The organism is Exiguobacterium sp. s193 (assembly GCF_018618755.1).
Classification (GTDB): Bacteria; Bacillota; Bacilli; order Exiguobacteriales; family Exiguobacteriaceae; genus Exiguobacterium_A.
Window position 1 is genome coordinate 158,661 of sequence record NZ_JACSMR010000003.1, and the last position, 17,758, is coordinate 176,418.

Here is a 17,758-nt window from a genome sequence, read left to right on the forward strand (position 1 = left end):
CTCCCATTTCCGTCTTGAGCGGAAGGGAAGACACCTGTTTTTAATTTTGGATCTGTCTGACTTCTGCTTCGAGCCGCTCGAGAAATCCATTGACGATTTTCTCGTTCTCGCGTTCTCCGCCTAACGATAAGAGACTGCGACCGACGAAGTTGACACCTTCATTTTTCCCCGTGTAAATCAAACGACAGGTCGTCGCATCAATCCGCTTCAGCGCAAACGACATCTCGAGGCGAAACATCTTTGCTAACGTAAAACCAATCGTATTTTGTTTATAGTCCGGTTCATTCGTATAGGCAAGATCGGTCACGATGTAGGTTTCAAGCCGGTTCCCTTGCATATAGGTTTGGCGGTACGTCGATCCGACGACACCCGGTTTACGTTCAATCACCTCATGCTGGACGACACCCGGAATGAGTCGTTGCAGTCGATCATGGTCAAACAGATGCCACGCTTGTTCAATCGGAATCGGGAGTACCTTTTCTTCGCGCCACGTCACCATGACACCACCTCCTTTTAGTTTAAAAATACCCCGATGTCCGTCGTTCTAACGCTCGACTACGGCACAATCCGGGTATTTTTCTTACTTTAAGTGGTTTTTGAGGTTCACTTCACGGTTTGACGTTCTAACGCATGACCGAGGAATGTTGCGAGTTCCAGCATCCCGAACTTCCCAGCCGCCGCTTCAGCGTCTGAATTGTAATTCGTATTCGTATTGACGTCGTACGTATAAATCGTCCCGTCTGCATCCTTGATGAACTCAATCCCAGCGACCGCGATTTGGTTCGCCTTCAAAAATGCCTCGTATTGAGCGATGATCGGGTCATCGAACCCGTCAACGACTTGGAATTTCATCGGTGTCTCTGCCGCCTCTTCTCCGACGGGGCAGAACAAATCATCGATGACACATGCATCGGCAGGGCAGAGCTCAAATCCTTCCGACGTATCGACACGAACCGCATAGACGAACTTACCACCGACGAATTCACAACGCGTAATGTACGGTTCAGGTGCTTGAATGTACTCTTGAATCAATGTGATGCCGTCGACCGGCTCATCGAATGTCGGTCCGTCAAGATACGTCTCAAGCGCTTCAATCGAGTGGAACAACTGAACGCCGAGTCCTTTGCCGGCACGATTGTGTTTCGTGATGAACGACGATACTCCGATATTTTGAGCAGCTTGGACGATTTGATCCCGCCCGACGGCTGCCGTCGTTTTCGGAACACGGATACCTGCTTTGCGTAAGGCGGTGTACTGGTTGACCTTACTGACCTCGAGTCGTAACGCACGGCTTCCGTTGAAAACAGTCCGATCATGTTCTTCGAGCCAAGCGAGGACCGCTTCCGTCAATTCTGGTGCATATCGATGCCCCCGTGTGTGAGACGAGGCACTCATCCGGCTGTAAAAAACGCCCTCCGGTGGTGTTTCATCAAGTGGAACGATGCCTTCGTTGAGGTGCCACTGTTCATACGGTAAGTTGAGTTCCTCGAGTCGCTTGATTAAATGATCCGTCCATTCCTGATTTTCGTGTAAGATATGAATTTTCGTCATTTTAGTTGACCTACCTTTCGTTTCGCTTCGACACGTGGCATGACCTCGCGGGCAAAGCGTTCCATTTCTTCGAGTTGTGGAGAAAATTGAAGCAAGAGCAATGTCACGCCAACCGCTTCAAATTCAAGAATCCGTTCTGCGATTTGATCCGGCGTCCCAATCAAGTTCGGACGTAGCCCCCGGTTTGAGACGGAATAGTCATTTCGTTTGACCTGTTGTTCGAGTTGCGATTTACTGACGAAGTCGTCATATCCGGCGTATCCGGCACCGTCTTCCTTCACGTCCGTAATGCGGCGCCATTCTTCGAGCGCTGCTGCTTCCGTCTCGCGACAGATGATATAGGCCGCCAGTCCGAAACTCGCAAGCGGCTGCTTCCCTGTCGCCGCGCGGCGGGTTTTCATATCCGTAATCTTCGTCGCGACTTCATCGACCGTTCCTCCGTGCATGACATAGGCATCACAGTGATTGACGATCGTCTGTTTCCCCGTCTCGCTCTCACCACCGGCATACAACTTAATTCCGGGACGCTGAACGGGTTTCGGGTGTAGCTCTGCCCGTTCGAGCTGGTAGTAGCTCCCGTCAAAACTGTATGGCGATGCGTCCGCCCATAATCCTTTCATGACCGTCACGAATTCTTCGGTTCGGGCATACCGTTCGTCATGGGCTGTAAAAATTCCGTTGTACTGACGGGCTTCTTCCTCCCACCAGGCCGAAACGACGTTGAGCGTGAACCGTCCATTACTCAATTGATCGATGTTCGCCGCCATCTTCGCTGTCGTCGCCGGATTATGAAAACCGGGCCGGACGGCTGTCATGATTTCCAACCGTTCCGTCGTCGCCGCGATGGCTGCTGCTGTCGTCCACGCCTCAAGACTCGGTTCGGCTATTCCTTTGATGTCGTTTAAGTTCAGTTCCGCAATCAGTGTCGTCGAAAACCCGATCCGTTCTGCCGTCTGTGCGACTTGTTTCGCATAATCGAATGTCGCCGGCATTTGTTCATCCTCGACGTTCCGTAACCAACCTCCGAAGATTGGTAACCAAAATCCATATTCCATCCCCCGTGCCCCCTTTTTGTATAAAAAAATCGCTCTTTTCGTTTAGAAAAGAGCGACGAATGTCTACTGTCGGCTCTTATCTTCAAAGGAATGAATTCCTTTTGGAAGTAGCACCTTCCGCTCATGCGGGGTTGCTGAAGTGTCGTCGGGCCAGTCCCTCGACTTCTCGTGATAAGAATGATTGAAATTAGCGTACATCTTTTAGCAGAGTAAAGCAACCTTTAAACCTTCTTTTCCCATCGGAATTAAAAAATCTTTGGGAAATCACTCTGTTTCTTGATACTTCTTTGTCTAGAAGCTAAAAACAGGAATTGCACATCGGTTTAAGATGGCAATCCCTGCTTTGTATGGTGAGATTCAAAATCAACTCATTATGGTGAGACGAATGGGGAGTCACCATGATTTTCATCCATCATGACTGTCCGGCGATCAGTCGTTGAAACTTCTTCCCCACGCACGCGATCGTAGAACTTCGCGAGCGTGACGCTGAAGTATGGTCCAATCCAAAGGAAACCAATTCCGATCGTAACAATTCCGAGCAAGAACCAACCGATGAACGAGAGGACGAGGAAGAATGCCTCTTTTTTATGTCCATCCATCATTTGACGTGAACGCGTAATCGCATCAAGGATGCCGATTGACGGTTCGTCGCGCAAAATGTAGTACGTCAGCATGTACGAAAATGACTTGATGATTCCTGGAATGATGAACAGTAAAAACCATAGCCCTAAGAAAATCGTTTGAACGATTGCAAGACCAACGGCTTTCAGAAACATTTTGTACGGCTCAAACAAGTCGGCGATTTTCGTCTCTTCGTCTCGGGCGACAGATAGTGCAAGCCATGACCAACCAATCGCAATTGGGAGCGTGACAATCGACAAGAGTAAGCCAATCAAGTCGATGAACTCGAAATCGTTACCTGATGATCCGGCTCCATTCGGAACACCTTGAATGATCAGAAACAATAGCATCATTAATGCCATAAATCCCCAACGTCCCTGCAACGACTCGCGCGCTGCTAATTTTAATTGTTTTGACATTAAAGATCCTCCTCAAAAATAAGTTCTATCCTTCTTTACGGTATATCTTTGAGGAGGTTTCATTTTTAACGCTTGTCTTTTTTTAATTTCTGAACTGCTGCTTTTTCAAGCTGTTGCTGGCACGCCGTATACAAAGAGCGTCGTCCATCGAGGCGTTCAATCGCAAACGGAATATCATGTTTTTTTGCTTGCACGAGGACATGTGCCGCTGCTGCGTGAGAGACACGACTTTTGACGACAACGATCGCGTCGGTCTTTTTCGCGAGACAAGCGATTTTTTTTGCGGCTTGGGCGTCCCCACCAAGATGGATTAATTCGATACCCGTCTCAGCAAAGAAGTCGCGGTAGACGGCACGCTGTTGCTCATTACCGACGATGACGAGACGCATGCCGTCGTAGGAAGCAAAATCGAGTGCCGTTTTATCAACAAATTCGATGGGTTGACCGGGTAACATCGTCGTATCGAGGCGTTCGAGCTGATGGGCTTTCTTTTCTCGGAGGCGGCGCTCTTTTTTGACTTTCTTCGCCTTCGGTTTCCGTTGCATCATCTTATCGTAACGTCCCGTTTTCGTTTGTTTGTTCGCGAGGGATGTCGCGGCGGACTCGGGCGAACCACTCGATACGTCGCGCTGCGGTAACTCCGTCACGATTGGTACCTCGTAATGAAATGCATGTTTCCAGACAATCGTCAATGTCTCCGGATGACCTTTCCACATGACGAGATCGACGAGTTGACCTGCTTTCAGCTGGAAGAACCGCATGTCTTCGAGTGGTGTCGTATAGTAGAACGGTTTTCCTGTCTCATCTTTCAGTGGACCATCAATCGTCGCTTCGATGATGCCATGGTTCTTGACGATACACTTTTCAAACACAATCCGCTCTGCGAGTGGTTTTACTTGATCCGTCGCGACGACGGCTAAGATTTCAAGCGACGTCCGGCGCTCATCTTGATGCAGGACTTGGACACGGACTTCCATCCCGTGCTCCAGGTTCCAGTCACGGATTTCTGTTTCCGAGATATGACTGTTCGGCCACTCCCGTAACGATCCGCCCTTTAATTGCCGTTCGAACGTATAGGAATATCGTAGTTCGACAGTTGGTTCGACTTCTACCTTCTCTTCCTCGATGACTGTAGCAGGCGGACTGGCTGGTGCGACCCGGCGTTCTGCCGGATCCGTCTCCAAGCTCGTTAACCCCGTCGTTGTTTGACGTGGCGCATAGTACTGCGACAGCTGGACCCATTCATCGATTCCGTTGATTTCATCGAGTAACAAATTCCAGTCGTCTGCTGTTTCGACGATGTTCAGTTTGCTTGTCACCAATTCCTTCGCTCGTTCAATTACGTGATGCATCATGTTAAAAACCCCTTTGCTATTTTTTCCAACTATAGCAAGGTCAAGATGCTTCACCATTACAAAAAAATAACCCGGTATTTTTTTATTAAGGGTTACGGTTTGACGTGAACGGCCGGGTCACCTCTCCGGTATTTTTCGACGACGACAATCAAGACGGTAATGATGACGAGTAAGAACCAGGACGATAATTTGCCGAAATCAACAAGCGCCCAGCCCTCTTGTTGATGCGGATAGACCCAACCCTTGAAAAAAGTGACGATGTTTTCAGCTAGCCAGATGAACCAGGCAATCAAAAGGAACGATAAGACAAGTGGGAGACGATAAACCGTATCCTCTAGCCGGAAGTAGACCCACGATTTAAAGAAGACGACGATGACTAGTCCCATCAGGAACCACCGTAAATCGAGCATCCAGTGGTGTGTGAAAAAGTTTAAGTAAATTAAGCTTCCGACCGTAAGCGCGAGACCGGGGCGCGGAAACGAGGTGAACCGAAGATTGAATCGGCGAAATGCCTGGCAGACATAACTTGCGACACTGGCATACATGAAACCTGCGTAGAGCGGAACGCCGAACACTTTCGAAACAGCGTCTTCCGGATAACTCCAGGACCCGACGTGGACCTTAAACAGCTCAAGGCCCAATCCGATGGCGTGAAAAATCAGAATCAACTTGAACTCTTCTTTCGTCTCGTAACGGGTCAACAGTAACATGACTTGAACGAACAGACACCAAAGCAGCAAGACATCATAACGGGCAATCGGTTCATTCGGCAGATAACGCGATACTGCGAGTGCAGCAAAAATCGCGACCGGAAAGACACAACAGAGAGCTTCAAGATATGTAAAACGGATGAGATGGCGAATGAATCGCATCGATGTCCCTCCTCTTCTTTCTTTACATTATACGAGACGCGGAACGCGACTCCCTCCTCCTCAAGTTGGACATTCAATAATTTGTTACTTCTGCTTTCGTTCATGAACGTGATACAGTTAATGAATATCTATCCTTTTGAATCGAGGTGACACACAACGATGTTCAAACGTCTCCATACGTCCTGGTTGCTGCGCGCAACGTTGAAATGGTTCTTATTTTTAAGCGGTCTCTTTTTGCTCGCCGTCGGTTCCTCCATCATGATCACCGCTAACCTCGGTGTCTCGACTTGGGATGTCCTGCATCTCGGTCTCCAAAACAAAACACCCTTATCGGTCGGGACGGTCATTCTTCTCGTCGGTCTGCTGCTCGTCTTCGTCAAGTACTTACTCGACCGGATTCGACCGCAAATCGGGACACTCGTCAATGCAATCTTCGTCGGTGTCTTCATGAACCTCGTACTTGGCTCGCATTTACTTCCGTCGTTCTCAGCTGTTTGGCTAAACGCTGTATGGCTCATCTTCGGTATCTTCATCATCGGTATGGGGGCAGGGCTGTACGTCGCCGTCGGATACGGTGCTGGTCCACGTGACGGTCTGACCTTGACGTTAGCGGAGCGTTTCGGAACCTCGATCCGGATGATGCGGACGATCATGGAGATAACGGCATGTGGTCTCGGTTGGTTACTCGGTGGTCCGGTCTTTTTCGGGACGATTCTCTCGATTTTCTTAATTGGACCGTTTCTTCAATTTTGGTTAGTTTATTTCCGACGGATGATTGCCGCAATCGATGCCGGCGTCATTCGACAGAACGAACAAAAAATCAGCTAAACCGCCTGACTCGATATCGTTTCGAAAGAAATGGTATCTTTTTTTCGTGGATGAAGCAGATTAGTTGCACCTGCAAAAAATACACGTTATATTCGTTTACATATCAATCTTTGATACGTCAAAGGTTTCTTGGAACGAAGGGAAGGATGTGATGACTTGAGTATTTCATGCACAGAAAAAGGACGCTTGATTTATGCACTCGTCTCCGTCAATAAGACGATTGCTCAAAAATTTGATTTATGTACGGACGGTTTTAGCCAGACCCGAATGGACTTATTAGCCCAACTCGAGGTCGGCAAGACCATCAGTCAAAAAGAATTACAGCAACGGGTCAATGTCGACAACGCTGCCGTGACACGCCATTTAAAGCATCTCGAAACGAACGGGATGATTCAACGTGTCCGGTCAGCGACCGATAACCGTGTCATCCTCGTCTCATTAACAGATGAGGGAGCTACACGCATCACTCAGTTGCGCCAGCAAAAAGATGATTTCCTCGAACATCTATTAGAGGATTTCACAGGTGAAGAACAGGCAGCACTCGCACAGATGATTCAACGCATCGAAAATAATGCGTCAACATTACCTAAAACGACTACACGCTAAAAAGGAGCACTTACTCATGACAACTCAAACATCTACTGATTTTATGGAAATCGTAAAAGGCCGTCGCTCAATCCGCAACTACGACACGGACGTAAAAATCTCTAAAGAAGAAATGACACAAATTCTTGAAGAAGCGACACTCGCACCGTCTTCCGTCAACATGCAACCATGGCGTTTCCTCGTCATCGACAGTGAAGAAGGTAAAGCGACACTTGCACCGCTCGCGAAGTTCAATCAAGTCCAAGTCGAGACATCATCTGCTGTCATCGCTGTCTTTGGTGACATGAAGGCGATTGATCAACTCGAAAACATTTATGATACAGCTGTCGCACAAGGACTCATGCCGCAAGAAGTCCGCGACCGCCAAGTTCCTGCCATCACAGGGATGTATGAAAATGTCCCTGCCAGCGCACTGAAAGACAGCATCTTGATTGATTCTGGTCTCGTTTCAATGCAATTGATGCTCGTCGCCCGTGCTCACGGATATGATACGAACCCAATCGGTGGTTACGAAAAAGATCAAATCGCAGAAGCATTCGGCATGGATAAAGACCGTTATGTCCCAGTCATGTTACTTTCAATCGGGAAAGCCGTTGACGCAGGCTACCCATCAGTCCGTTTACCGATTGCTGACATCGCAGACTGGAAATAAGTCCGATTCGCTTCATCAAAAAATAGAGAACACAACAAGGGAGATTGAATACTATGACAACTCAAACATCTACTGACTTTATGGAAATCGTTAAGGGCCGCCGCTCAATCCGCAACTACGACACAAACGTCAAGATTTCAAAAGAAGAAATGACACAAATCCTGGAAGAAGCAACACTTGCTCCATCTTCCGTCAACATGCAACCGTGGCGTTTCCTCGTCATCGACAGCGAAGAAGGAAAAGCAACGCTTGCGCCACTCGCGAAATTCAACCAAGTCCAAGTCGAGACATCATCTGCTGTCATCGCGGTCTTCGGTGACATGAACGCAGTCGATAGCATCGACACAATTTACGATATGGCTGTTGAAAAAGGGTTGATGCCGCAAGAAGTCCGCGATCGCCAAGTTCCGGCTATCAAAGGATTCTACCGCCCAGAAGATACAGATACACTTCGTGACAGCATCCTGATCGACTCTGGTCTCGTTTCGATGCAATTGATGCTCGTCGCTCGGGCACATGGTTACGATACGAACCCAATCGGTGGTTACGAAAAAGACCAAATCGCAGAGGCATTCGGTATGGATAAAGACCGTTACCTCCCTGTCATGCTCCTTTCAATCGGGAAAGCCGTTGACGCAGGATATCCATCAGTCCGTCTTCCAATCAACGACATCACAGATTGGAAGTAAGCAATCCGCACGATGAAGAGAGCACCTCGTTTTAACGGGGTGCTCTCTAGACAAACTAGATGGAAGGTCACTTAAATGTGATTTTCCATCTTTTTTTTGCTCTCTCTTTCCTTCCTAATCGTCTTCCTGTGGCAAACATCGCGCCGCTTCGCTTCGCTGCAGGGTCGCTCCTGTTTGCTTTCCACTAGGAAGCGATTAGATCGGAAATCGAGGCTTTTTTAGCTTTACTTCATATTATAAAATAAAGAAATACACCACAAACCAGGGTTTCCCATTATGACGAGTATTACGACTGTTATATCATCAGCCGCTTGTCTATCGGACAACTACACGGGAAGGAAGACGTGAGTACATATCAAATCCAAAAATCTGTAAAACCTGTCCATCTCTAGAACGGTGTACAAAAAGAGACAATCGAACGTGTCTTTGCGGACGCGAAAGAAAAGCATGGCATGCGTTGCTCACTTTTACTACCCTGAACCTCACAAAATCTATATCGAGATGCGATAAGTTTGCGCTTCCCTGTCCCGTCTTCAAAGCGGCTGTACGACTTGTCTTTTCCTGCGCTATTGCCTAAAAAGTGTCGTTTTCGTTGACTCCTACGGAGAAAGCAACGAAAAAAGACGCTTGATCTCCCGATAGCACGTTGTCTACAGCCTGGAGCATGCCGTTTTACGGGGTGCTTTTTTTGCTGCATTTCCCGCCCCTCCCCTGCATTTCAGTTCAGTTCCACTCAATCCTTTTGTATACTGAACGAAAAAGGAGCGGATGCAGGTGTATGACGTCACGATTATCGGCGCAGGTGTCGCCGGAATTTTTCTAGCACACGAACTCGTGCAAGACGGACAATCCGTCTTGGTGATTGACGCCGGAAAACCGTTAGCCGAAAGAACCACGACAGACGCTTACCTCGGCTTTGGCGGACTCGGTAAATCAGAAGGAAAATACAATTATTCGACAGCGTTCGGGGGCGAACTGGAACAAAAGTTAGGTCCGGAAACGACACTTCGCTTAATGCAACAAGTCGATGCCGTCCTGTGTCAGTACGGAGCACTGGAGGTCCCTTTGTATTCCACTCATAATGCGTCATTTGCAGCGCGTGCTGAAGATGCTGGTCTACATACACTCGAGACGTCCGTCCGTCATCTCGGAACTTCACTTACGAAACAGGTGCTCGCCCGACTGGAGGACATGTTGATGAAGACGGTCACGTTCCGCTTTTCGACGCAAGTCGAACAGATGCAGAAGCAAGCGGATACTACATTCACACTCAAAACAGCGTCAGAGACGTTCTCGAGCCGACGAGTCGTGCTTGCGACCGGACGTTCTGGAACGGACTGGATGCGCCAGCAGCTAAAGCAGCTCGGTCTCGTGCAAACGAAAACACGACTCGACCTAGGGATTCGGATTGAAATGGATGAAACGCCTTTTCGGAGTGTATTACAGGATACGTTCGAAACGAAACTGGCATACACATCTGACGCTGGAACGGCCGTCACTTACTGCATGAATCCGACTGGTCGGATCATCCGCAAATATCAAGAAGGTCTCTTCATGCCGGACGGACAAAACTTCCGCGAACAAACGACGGGGACGGCAAACTTGAACTTCACGCTATTTTTACCACGCTATTTCGATACGTTGGCCGAAGCGAATCAATTTGCGACTTCAGTCATCGGACAAATTAACCAAGGGTCGGACCGAATCGTCGTCCAACGTCTCGGTGACTTGCTTGCCGGCATAGCTTCTACAGCAACCGGAATCACTCACAATCAAGTCGTCCCGACGCTCGAAGCAACACCAGGAAACCTGCTCGACGAGGTCCCGCACACAGATATCACCGTGTTACTCGGATTTTTCGAGCGGCTCGAACGTTTGCTTGAAACGCCGCTCTCACATGATACACTGCTTTACGGAATGGACGGGAAGTTTTATGCTCCGATCCTCGCGACCTCCCGCGACTTCGAAACAGACATCACGGGACTGTATGCAATCGGTGATTGTTCCGGCGCGACCCATTCGCTTTCGCAAGCAGCGGCGAGCGGTCTCCACCTCGGACAAGTCTTACAGCAAAAAACAGCCGTTTCGGGAGAGTAACTTTCTCTCGAAACGGCTGTTTTTCATTCAGTTCTTATTTTTTAAACGCTTCATATACTTTCAGTTGTTTCCCTTTGACCTTCGTCGTCTTCATCGCGCGTAAGACGAGTGGCCCTTTACCGTTCAGAATCTCGACATACGTTACCGTATCTTGAATCGTGATAATCCCGATGTCTTGGGCAGTCATCCCTTCGATTTTCGCAATCGTTCCGACGAAATCAACGGCCCGAAGTTTCTTTTTCTTCCCACCATTGAAATAGAGCTTCATGATGTCGGCATTCAGTTGTTCCGTTTTTGACGTGCGCACATCCGTCGTCGTGATTTTCTCTTCGAATGCATCTGCCGTCCGGATCAATTCCCGTTCCGTCGGTGCTTGACGTTTTTCGAGTGCTTCGCCACGGTATTGTTCGACTTCACGCAAGCGGCGCATATCTGCTTCCGTCACGAGGCTGATTGCTTTTCCCATCGCGCCCGCACGTCCTGTCCGACCCGTCCGGTGCACATAACTTTCTTTTTCGACCGGCATGTCGTACTGGATGACGTGGGTAATGTTCTCGATGTCAATTCCGCGTGCTGCGACATCTGTCGCGACCAAATAACGGAATTCGCCTGCACGGAATGCCTTCATGACCGCAAGGCGCTCATCCTGTTCCATCCCGCCGTGAATCTTCTCGACCGGATAATCCATTGCCGACAGTCCTTGGGCGACGAAATCAACATGTTCTTTCGTCCGGCAGAAGATCATGCAACGGTCTGGATTTTCGACGACCGTGACGTCTTTCAGAATCGCAAATTTTGTCTTATCGGTTACAGAAATATAACTGTGATCGATTTGAGCAATTTCAGTTGCATTTGTCGTGATTTCGACTTCTTTCGGCGACTGCATGTAGCGTTCGCTTAGCTTGTGAATGTCTTGTGGGAACGTCGCTGAGAACAACATCGTCGTCCGTTGTGTTGGCAGTTGCTTTAAAATCGTATCGACTTGCTCGAGGAAGCCCATGTTCAGCATCTCATCCGCTTCATCCAGGACAAGGTATTTGACCTTCTCAAGCGAAATTGTGCCACGCTCGAGGTGATCGAGCACACGACCAGGTGTTCCGACGACGATATGGGTCTTCTGTTTTAATTCCGTGACCTGACCGCGGAACGGCTGTTTCCCGAAAACGGCTGTCGCCTTAATCCGCTTGTAACGCCCGATGTTCATCACATCTTCCGTGACTTGCAGCGCCAGTTCGCGTGTCGGTGTCAAAATCAACGCTTGTGGTTTGTTTTCTTCCCACTCGACGAGTTCACAGAGCGGAATGCCGAACGATGCCGTTTTTCCACTTCCCGTGCGTGATTTGACGATGATATCTTTTTCAGACAAAGCGACCGGGATGACGGCTTGTTGGACATCCGTCGGTGTATGGTAACCAAGTTGTTCAATCGCCTCTAAGATCGGTGAACTGAGCTGAAAATCAGTGAATGGTTTTTTAGACATAAGAATACCTCATTTATTTTATAGTTTATTTTTTAAGTGTGATTGGTGAATCCGACGTGACCTCTCATTATGCGCTACTTTCCGCAGGACGTCAAAAGAGCTTCCCGTCAGAGTGACAGGAAGCTCCACTTGCTTATTTTGCTGCGACTTTATCTTTTTTGATTTGTTTACTACGTAACTGTCCACATGCTGCATCGATGTCTGTCCCGTGCTCGAGACGGACACCACAGTTGAGACCGTTCTTTTTCAACGTATCGTAGAATGTCGTGATATCTTCTGACGTACTCCGTTGGTATTGACCATGCTCATCAACCGGGTTGTACGGAATCAAGTTGACGTACGTCAAGTGACGTTTGTCTTCGAATAATTTCGCGAGTTCGATTGCTTGTGCTTTTTGGTCATTGACCCCACGAAGTAAGATGTACTCAATTGTGATTTTACGATTCGTCGTCTTGACGTAGTAATCGATGGCAGGCATCAATTTTTCGAGTGGAATCGCACGGTTGATTTTCATGATTTGTGTGCGCAACTCATTGTTTGGTGCGTGCAATGAAATCGCCAAGTTCACTTGAAGTTTTAAATCTGCGAATTTGTAGATTTTATCAGCAAGACCACTTGTCGAAACGGTGATGTGACGTGCACCGATTGAAAGACCGTTGTGATCCTTGATGACGTTCAAGAAGTCGACCATGTTGTCGAAGTTATCGAACGGCTCGCCGATACCCATGACGACGACGTGGCTGACACGTTCTTCTTTACCGACAGCATCGAGGTGATGTTGGACGTGCATGATTTGTTCGACGATTTCACCAGCTGAAAGGTCGCGACTTTTCTTAATCAATCCACTCGCGCAGAAGCTACAGCCGATGTTACAACCGACTTGTGTCGTCACACAGACAGATAGTCCGTATTTGTGACGCATGAGAACTGTTTCAATCAAGCTACCATCATATAACTTGAAGAGGAACTTGATCGTTCCGTCCGCTGATTCTTGTTTAACGGCTTCTGTCATCGAGCCAATCGCAAAACTCTGATCTAACAACTCAAGGCAATCCTTGTTGACATTCGTCATTTCAGCGAAAGTAGTGACACGTTTACGATAGAGCCAATCCCAAACTTGTTTTGCACGGAACGGCTTGTGACCTTGGTGCGATAACCATTCTGTCATCTGCTCAATTGTTAATCCATAAATGGATGGTTTATTCATTAGTGAGACCTCATTTCTTTTTTCCAGAACTATAACATTCCTTTATCTTAGTAAAAATCAGCCGCTTACGCAACGTTCAAATCCTAAATGTTCACTTTCTTTGAACTACCTCCACCTACGCTTCGCTTAGAGGTGGAGGATTCCTGAGTGATCCGACCTAACGGTCGAAACCTGATCAGGCTAACCCCGTCGTCCCGACGGTTGAAGAAGTTAGGAGGCGTTCAGCTTCTTGTTTGAGGTTCAGTCCTGCGTTCACATCCCGGTCGTGGTGGATGCCGCAACTCGGGCATGTCCATTCACGCAAGCCAAGATGTTTCACGTCTTTGTGTTGATGTCCGCAACTGGAACACAGTTGACTAGAGGCGAAGGTCTTGCCAACTTTCACGACGGTCTTCCCGTACCATTCCGCCTTGTATCCGAGCATGCGGAAGAACTCCGACCAACTGACATCAGAGATGGACTTGCTCAACTTGCGATTCTTCTGCATGTTCTTCACCTGCAAGGTCTCGATGCCGATGACGTCGTGGTTTTTGACGATCTCGGTCGATACCTTGTGCAGGAAGTCGGTTCGCTTGTTGGCGATCTTCTCGTGGATGCGGGCGACCTTCCGCTTCTGCTTCTGGTAGTTCTTCGCCTCGGAAAGTGTTACTTTCTTATCCAAGGCGATACGTTGACGACGAGAAAGCTTGCGTTGCTCGCGTGCCAGCTTTTTCTCAAGCGAACGGAAGTAACGGTCATTCTTGTACACCGTGCCGTCCGACAGGATGGCGAAGTTCTTGAGTCCGACATCGACGCCGACGGATGAGCCCGTCTTCGGCATTTCGTTGCTCTCCTGCTCGACGAGCAGGGAGACGAAGTATTTTCCTGAAGCGTTCCGCCGGATGGTCGCGTTCAAGATGCGTCCTACGACCTGCCTCGAGTTGGCGAAACGCACCCACTTCAGCTTTGGAATTTTAATCGTGTTGCCGACGATCGAGACTTCTGGAAGTTGAGACTTGCCCTGAATGTTCGTCTTATACGATTGAACGGGGTTGCACTTTGACTTGAAGCGGGGTCGTTCGTTCTGCTTCTTGAAGAAGCGGTCAAAGGCATCAGCAAGATGTTTGACGCTCGTCTGAACAGACGTGCTATCGACTTCTTTCAACCAGTCGAACGCCTGCTTCAACGACGGAATTTCTTTCGAGCAAGTCCCGTAGGATAGTCCTTTACCTGTCGCTTTATACGTCTCATCCCACTTCGCCAAGAAGTGGTTGAAGACGAAGCGCGAACAACCGATCGTCTTCGCGATCAGGATTTCCTGCTCTTTTGTCGGGTAGATTCTAAATTTGTAGGCTTTGTGTGTCAACATGATGTTCACCTCCTTCAAAGGGAATATACCCGAAAGAAAGGTTGGCGATTCATCTCCCACTTTCACTAGGGCTTCACCCTGATTGTTTAGAAGTGGGCGTATTCTCGCCTAATTATGGTAAATTTCCGCGTCTTCTTTGGCTTGTTTTTCGGTCCAGTTGTGTCAAATCGACAAACTTCGTTTCCGAAAACTCAAAAACGCTCCAACATGGAAGATCAAGCTGATACTCGCAAGAGTCAGAAGGTGAATCAAAAATTGATCAGTTCCTTCTAATAATTGTTGTGTGTTGAACAGACTGAAAATCGAACCGTAACGCATCCATTCCGTTTTTTCACTGAGACCCGCTCCAATCGTCAAAACAATCGACAGGATAAGCACACCACCGGCAATCGAAAAGGCACGTCGCTCATCATCAAACAAGGTGGCGATAAACAACGTGAATCCACCGATAGCATACAGTAACAAGAGTGCGTTCAATTGAAAACGAATCAAGGTCAGTCCGTCAATCGAAACTCCGGAAACAAACCAATCCGTTAGTAGCAATACGAGCGTATTGCATAACACAAGGCATGTACTGGCGAGCAGCATGACAATCATTGCAGCCGCCGTATATTGATGCCGTGTGATCGGCGCTGCCAAGTATAAAATCAGTTCCCCATTATCGATCGGTCGTGCCAGCAGGCGTGCGGCAAGCGATAATAGGAACAGGGACGCGATGATTTGAAAAATCAGTCCGTAATAATTACCACCAAGTAAATCTAAGACGTTATCAAATCCGGTCATCTTGTCGTATTGAAAGGCTTTTAAGACTTCCGGTGGCAACGCTTGAAGTTTCGCTTCAAGCAGACCACTCTTCATCATTGATGGGTACAACGCCGCAAGCATCAACAAATACAGACTCGTTCCAATCGCATACGCTGTGATCGGTTTTCCGTTGTGCTTCAACAACGACCAAATGATGGTCATCATGGTGATTCCTCCTCACTATAGTAATGTAAGAAGACGTGTTCTAAGTCATCTGCAGAAGAGTGAATCGTCCGCACATCATACTCCGTCAAGAAACGGATGACTTGATTTAATGTCAGTTGCTTCGTCGTCACAAAAGACACTTGATTCTGCATCCGTTCACTTCCGATTTGTCGCGCGAATTGCTCCGCATGCACTCCTAACCCAAATTCAATCGTGTATTGTTTTCGGCTCGATCGGACAAGCTCATGAATATCCGCTTCGATGATGATACGTCCTTCTTTGATGAGGGCAGCCCGGTCACACGATTTTTCCATTTCCGGAAAATGGTGTGAACTCATCAAAATCGCTTTCCCCCGTTGGCGCTCTTCATCAATCAAGGCTAAAAAACGTTCCTGCATCAACGGATCGAGTCCACTCGTCGGTTCATCTAGCAGATAAACCGGTGCATCTTTCATAAAACAGCCGACTAATGCCAGTTTCTGTTTCATTCCTTTCGACATCTTCCGAATTTTCGTTTTCGTCTCAAACGGAAAACGTTCTAACAACTCCATTTGACGTTCCGGCTTACTATGATGTAATTTCTGCATCAAGTGTAAAATTTGCTCGCCTGTAAAATCACCAGGTAAATTAATTTCTCCTGGTAAGTAACCGACGATGTGTTTTACGTCTTCTGTTTGGTTCCAGCAATCATAACCACCAATCGTCGCATGACCGGAGTCAGCTCGAATCAAGCCCATCAGTTGCCGGATCGCCGTTGACTTACCCGCTCCGTTCGGTCCGATAAAACCAAATACCATTCCCGGTTCCACCGAAAAACTGACATCAAATAAACCTCGCTTCGGTGCAAATTCCTTCGTCACATGTTCCAAATGAATCATCCGAATCGCCTCACTTTTTTGGGGGATCACCGTTAGTACCTTATACCCGTTTTGCTACTTTCTGGGACAGGTCCGCTCGATAAATGACAAATCGTTCGTCGTGATTTTTTTCAAACAATTCCTTTAAACGAACTTCTTCAATCTGTTCAAATACCGTTTGATGCTCTAAATAATACCGGTACTCATCTGCCGGATAATAAAGAATCAGATCGACGGGGCGTGGTGTCTGTTCGACCGACTCTAGAATATGATTGACGACCTTGATGAAAATTTGAACGGAAAAGGGATTAAAAAAATAAAATTTTGTCGCTTCTACCGGAATCGGATAACTTTCTGCATAGACATGTTCAAATCGAAGACTCCCGCGTCGTTTTTTGACTTTTTTTAAGTAGTTCACCTGATTGGTTAATGCATCCTCATAAAACTGACCATTCATCTCGATTCCGATGACGGAACAGTCAAATCGATCGTGGAGATAAAAATTCAGTCGTCCCTTCCCGCACCCAAAATCAATCACTGTATCTTCAGAATGAAACGGATAGGCTTCACATAGCTCATCAAGGGCTGCGTAAGGGGTCGGTTCATAACGGTTGTAGTGACTGAAGACGTTATAGAGGTGCTGGACTTCAATCGTTTTAATGTGGAGCCGTGTTTCATATTCCTGTTCGTTCATCGGTTTACCTTCCTTCTTTCAAGCATTGTTGTTCCCATCGTACTATACTAGAGAAGCACGTAATTCGATAAAAGGGGATGTTTTTATGATCGTCGTAACGAACCGGATTAAAGTCAAAAAAGGGATGGCTGCTGCACTAGCACCTCGCTTCACACGCCCGAGTGGTCTCGACTCGATGGACGGATTCATTCGTGTCGAAGTTCTATTGACACAAAATATCGAAGAACATGACGAAATGAACGTCAACATGTACTGGGAAGACATGAAACACTTTGAAGCATGGCGGAACAGTGATGATTTCAAGGAATCGCATAAGCGTCCTGCACAGCAAGATGGCGAGGCACAGGAATCACCGATGCTCGGCAGTGAAATCATCACGTATGAAGTCGCTTCCGTAAAAGAAAGTACACGTTAATTCTAAAATTCATGACTGGTGAATGCATACCCCCGAATCCGTT

18 protein-coding genes, 1 pseudogene and 1 riboswitch are annotated in these 17,758 nt (G+C 47.7%); of the genes and pseudogenes, 7 read left to right on the top strand and 12 right to left on the bottom strand.

The window, feature by feature from the left end:
• Positions 1–40: 40 nt before the first annotated feature.
• The 6 genes from KNQ04_RS06810 to KNQ04_RS06835 all read right to left on the bottom strand — a co-directional run bounded on the left by KNQ04_RS06810 (position 41) and on the right by KNQ04_RS06835 (position 5,873).
• A complete protein-coding gene (locus KNQ04_RS06810) occupies positions 41–499 on the bottom strand; it encodes an SRPBCC family protein (protein WP_214848412.1) in 459 nt (152 codons plus the stop codon).
• Between the two features lie 104 nt (positions 500–603).
• Positions 604–1,551 (bottom strand): ATP-grasp domain-containing protein, encoded by a 948-nt coding sequence (locus KNQ04_RS06815; RefSeq protein ID WP_214848415.1) that lies wholly within the window; start codon positions 1,549–1,551, stop codon positions 604–606.
• Entirely contained in the window at positions 1,548–2,606 is a 1,059-nt protein-coding gene (locus KNQ04_RS06820) for an LLM class flavin-dependent oxidoreductase (RefSeq protein WP_214848418.1), read from the bottom strand. Before KNQ04_RS06820 ends, KNQ04_RS06815 begins: the two co-directional genes overlap by 4 nt.
• Before the next feature lie 73 nt (positions 2,607–2,679).
• Positions 2,680–2,784, bottom strand: a riboswitch (SAM riboswitch).
• Positions 2,785–2,977: 193 nt separating this feature from the next.
• Positions 2,978–3,646 (bottom strand): DUF975 family protein, encoded by a 669-nt coding sequence (locus tag KNQ04_RS06825; protein WP_214848421.1) that lies wholly within the window; start codon positions 3,644–3,646, stop codon positions 2,978–2,980.
• A gap of 65 nt (positions 3,647–3,711) precedes the next feature.
• Entirely contained in the window at positions 3,712–5,001 is a 1,290-nt protein-coding gene (locus KNQ04_RS06830) for a DUF2325 domain-containing protein (protein ID WP_214848425.1), read from the bottom strand.
• A 92-nt stretch (positions 5,002–5,093) separates the two neighbouring features.
• Entirely contained in the window at positions 5,094–5,873 is a 780-nt protein-coding gene (locus tag KNQ04_RS06835) for a DUF817 domain-containing protein (protein ID WP_214848428.1), read from the bottom strand.
• A gap of 159 nt (positions 5,874–6,032) precedes the next feature.
• Here KNQ04_RS06835 and KNQ04_RS06840 point away from each other — a divergent pair, with 159 nt between their 5' ends.
• From KNQ04_RS06840 to KNQ04_RS06865, 6 genes and pseudogenes are all read left to right on the top strand, one after another.
• On the top strand, positions 6,033–6,701 hold the full coding sequence (locus KNQ04_RS06840; protein ID WP_214848430.1) for a YczE/YyaS/YitT family protein: 669 nt from the start codon (positions 6,033–6,035) through the stop codon (positions 6,699–6,701).
• Positions 6,702–6,857: 156 nt separating this feature from the next.
• A complete protein-coding gene (locus KNQ04_RS06845) occupies positions 6,858–7,307 on the top strand; it encodes a MarR family winged helix-turn-helix transcriptional regulator (protein ID WP_029332096.1) in 450 nt (149 codons plus the stop codon).
• A gap of 16 nt (positions 7,308–7,323) precedes the next feature.
• Positions 7,324–7,959 carry a nitroreductase family protein gene (locus KNQ04_RS06850; protein ID WP_214848432.1) on the top strand — a complete coding sequence of 212 codons (636 nt, stop codon included), beginning with the start codon at positions 7,324–7,326 and terminating at the stop codon, positions 7,957–7,959.
• Between the two features lie 53 nt (positions 7,960–8,012).
• Entirely contained in the window at positions 8,013–8,648 is a 636-nt protein-coding gene (locus KNQ04_RS06855; RefSeq protein ID WP_214848434.1) for a nitroreductase family protein, read from the top strand.
• A gap of 275 nt (positions 8,649–8,923) precedes the next feature.
• Positions 8,924–9,118: pseudogene (locus KNQ04_RS06860) on the top strand (IS5/IS1182 family transposase); the annotation flags it as partial.
• Between the two features lie 304 nt (positions 9,119–9,422).
• Positions 9,423–10,745 carry an NAD(P)/FAD-dependent oxidoreductase gene (locus tag KNQ04_RS06865; RefSeq protein ID WP_214848436.1) on the top strand — a complete coding sequence of 441 codons (1,323 nt, stop codon included), beginning with the start codon at positions 9,423–9,425 and terminating at the stop codon, positions 10,743–10,745.
• Positions 10,746–10,779: 34 nt separating this feature from the next.
• On the opposite strand, the gene KNQ04_RS06870 is transcribed toward KNQ04_RS06865, so the two are convergent.
• From KNQ04_RS06870 to KNQ04_RS06895, 6 genes are all read right to left on the bottom strand, one after another.
• The gene (locus tag KNQ04_RS06870) at positions 10,780–12,225 is read right to left on the bottom strand and encodes a DEAD/DEAH box helicase (RefSeq protein WP_214848438.1); all 1,446 of its coding nucleotides are present in this window, start codon (positions 12,223–12,225) and stop codon (positions 10,780–10,782) included.
• A 133-nt stretch (positions 12,226–12,358) separates the two neighbouring features.
• The gene (rlmN, locus tag KNQ04_RS06875) at positions 12,359–13,432 is read right to left on the bottom strand and encodes a dual-specificity RNA methyltransferase RlmN (protein ID WP_214848441.1); all 1,074 of its coding nucleotides are present in this window, start codon (positions 13,430–13,432) and stop codon (positions 12,359–12,361) included.
• Between the two features lie 175 nt (positions 13,433–13,607).
• On the bottom strand, positions 13,608–14,780 hold the full coding sequence (tnpB, locus tag KNQ04_RS06880) for an IS200/IS605 family element RNA-guided endonuclease TnpB (RefSeq protein ID WP_214848444.1): 1,173 nt from the start codon (positions 14,778–14,780) through the stop codon (positions 13,608–13,610).
• A gap of 162 nt (positions 14,781–14,942) precedes the next feature.
• Positions 14,943–15,749, bottom strand: coding sequence for an ABC transporter permease subunit (locus KNQ04_RS06885; protein ID WP_214848446.1), 807 nt, complete (start codon positions 15,747–15,749; stop codon positions 14,943–14,945).
• A complete protein-coding gene (locus KNQ04_RS06890) occupies positions 15,746–16,627 on the bottom strand; it encodes an ABC transporter ATP-binding protein (RefSeq protein WP_214848449.1) in 882 nt (293 codons plus the stop codon). Before KNQ04_RS06890 ends, KNQ04_RS06885 begins: the two co-directional genes overlap by 4 nt.
• A gap of 40 nt (positions 16,628–16,667) precedes the next feature.
• Positions 16,668–17,300, bottom strand: coding sequence for a methyltransferase (locus KNQ04_RS06895; protein ID WP_214848451.1), 633 nt, complete (start codon positions 17,298–17,300; stop codon positions 16,668–16,670).
• A gap of 85 nt (positions 17,301–17,385) precedes the next feature.
• Between KNQ04_RS06895 and KNQ04_RS06900 the strand changes: the two genes are divergently transcribed.
• The gene (locus KNQ04_RS06900; protein WP_214848453.1) at positions 17,386–17,715 is read left to right on the top strand and encodes a heme oxygenase; all 330 of its coding nucleotides are present in this window, start codon (positions 17,386–17,388) and stop codon (positions 17,713–17,715) included.
• The last annotated feature ends 43 nt before the right edge of the window (positions 17,716–17,758 follow it).

Bases quoted from the DNA above. Each gene is read 5' to 3' on its own strand.
- KNQ04_RS06885 (WP_214848446.1), bottom strand. From the start codon at position 15,749: ATGATGACCATCATTTGGTCGTTGTTGAAGCACAACGGAAAACCGATC.
- KNQ04_RS06850 (WP_214848432.1), top strand. From the start codon at position 7,324: ATGACAACTCAAACATCTACTGATTTTATGGAAATCGTAAAAGGCCGT.
- KNQ04_RS06900 (WP_214848453.1), top strand. From the start codon at position 17,386: ATGATCGTCGTAACGAACCGGATTAAAGTCAAAAAAGGGATGGCTGCT.
- rlmN (WP_214848441.1), bottom strand. From the start codon at position 13,432: ATGAATAAACCATCCATTTATGGATTAACAATTGAGCAGATGACAGAA.
- KNQ04_RS06835 (WP_214848428.1), bottom strand. From the start codon at position 5,873: ATGCGATTCATTCGCCATCTCATCCGTTTTACATATCTTGAAGCTCTC.
- KNQ04_RS06855 (WP_214848434.1), top strand. From the start codon at position 8,013: ATGACAACTCAAACATCTACTGACTTTATGGAAATCGTTAAGGGCCGC.
- KNQ04_RS06830 (WP_214848425.1), bottom strand. From the start codon at position 5,001: ATGATGCATCACGTAATTGAACGAGCGAAGGAATTGGTGACAAGCAAA.
- KNQ04_RS06895 (WP_214848451.1), bottom strand. From the start codon at position 17,300: ATGAACGAACAGGAATATGAAACACGGCTCCACATTAAAACGATTGAA.
- tnpB (WP_214848444.1), bottom strand. From the start codon at position 14,780: ATGTTGACACACAAAGCCTACAAATTTAGAATCTACCCGACAAAAGAG.
- KNQ04_RS06820 (WP_214848418.1), bottom strand. From the start codon at position 2,606: ATGGAATATGGATTTTGGTTACCAATCTTCGGAGGTTGGTTACGGAAC.
- KNQ04_RS06810 (WP_214848412.1), bottom strand. From the start codon at position 499: ATGGTGACGTGGCGCGAAGAAAAGGTACTCCCGATTCCGATTGAACAA.
- KNQ04_RS06825 (WP_214848421.1), bottom strand. From the start codon at position 3,646: ATGTCAAAACAATTAAAATTAGCAGCGCGCGAGTCGTTGCAGGGACGT.
- KNQ04_RS06890 (WP_214848449.1), bottom strand. From the start codon at position 16,627: ATGATTCATTTGGAACATGTGACGAAGGAATTTGCACCGAAGCGAGGT.
- KNQ04_RS06840 (WP_214848430.1), top strand. From the start codon at position 6,033: ATGTTCAAACGTCTCCATACGTCCTGGTTGCTGCGCGCAACGTTGAAA.
- KNQ04_RS06870 (WP_214848438.1), bottom strand. From the start codon at position 12,225: ATGTCTAAAAAACCATTCACTGATTTTCAGCTCAGTTCACCGATCTTA.
- KNQ04_RS06815 (WP_214848415.1), bottom strand. From the start codon at position 1,551: ATGACGAAAATTCATATCTTACACGAAAATCAGGAATGGACGGATCAT.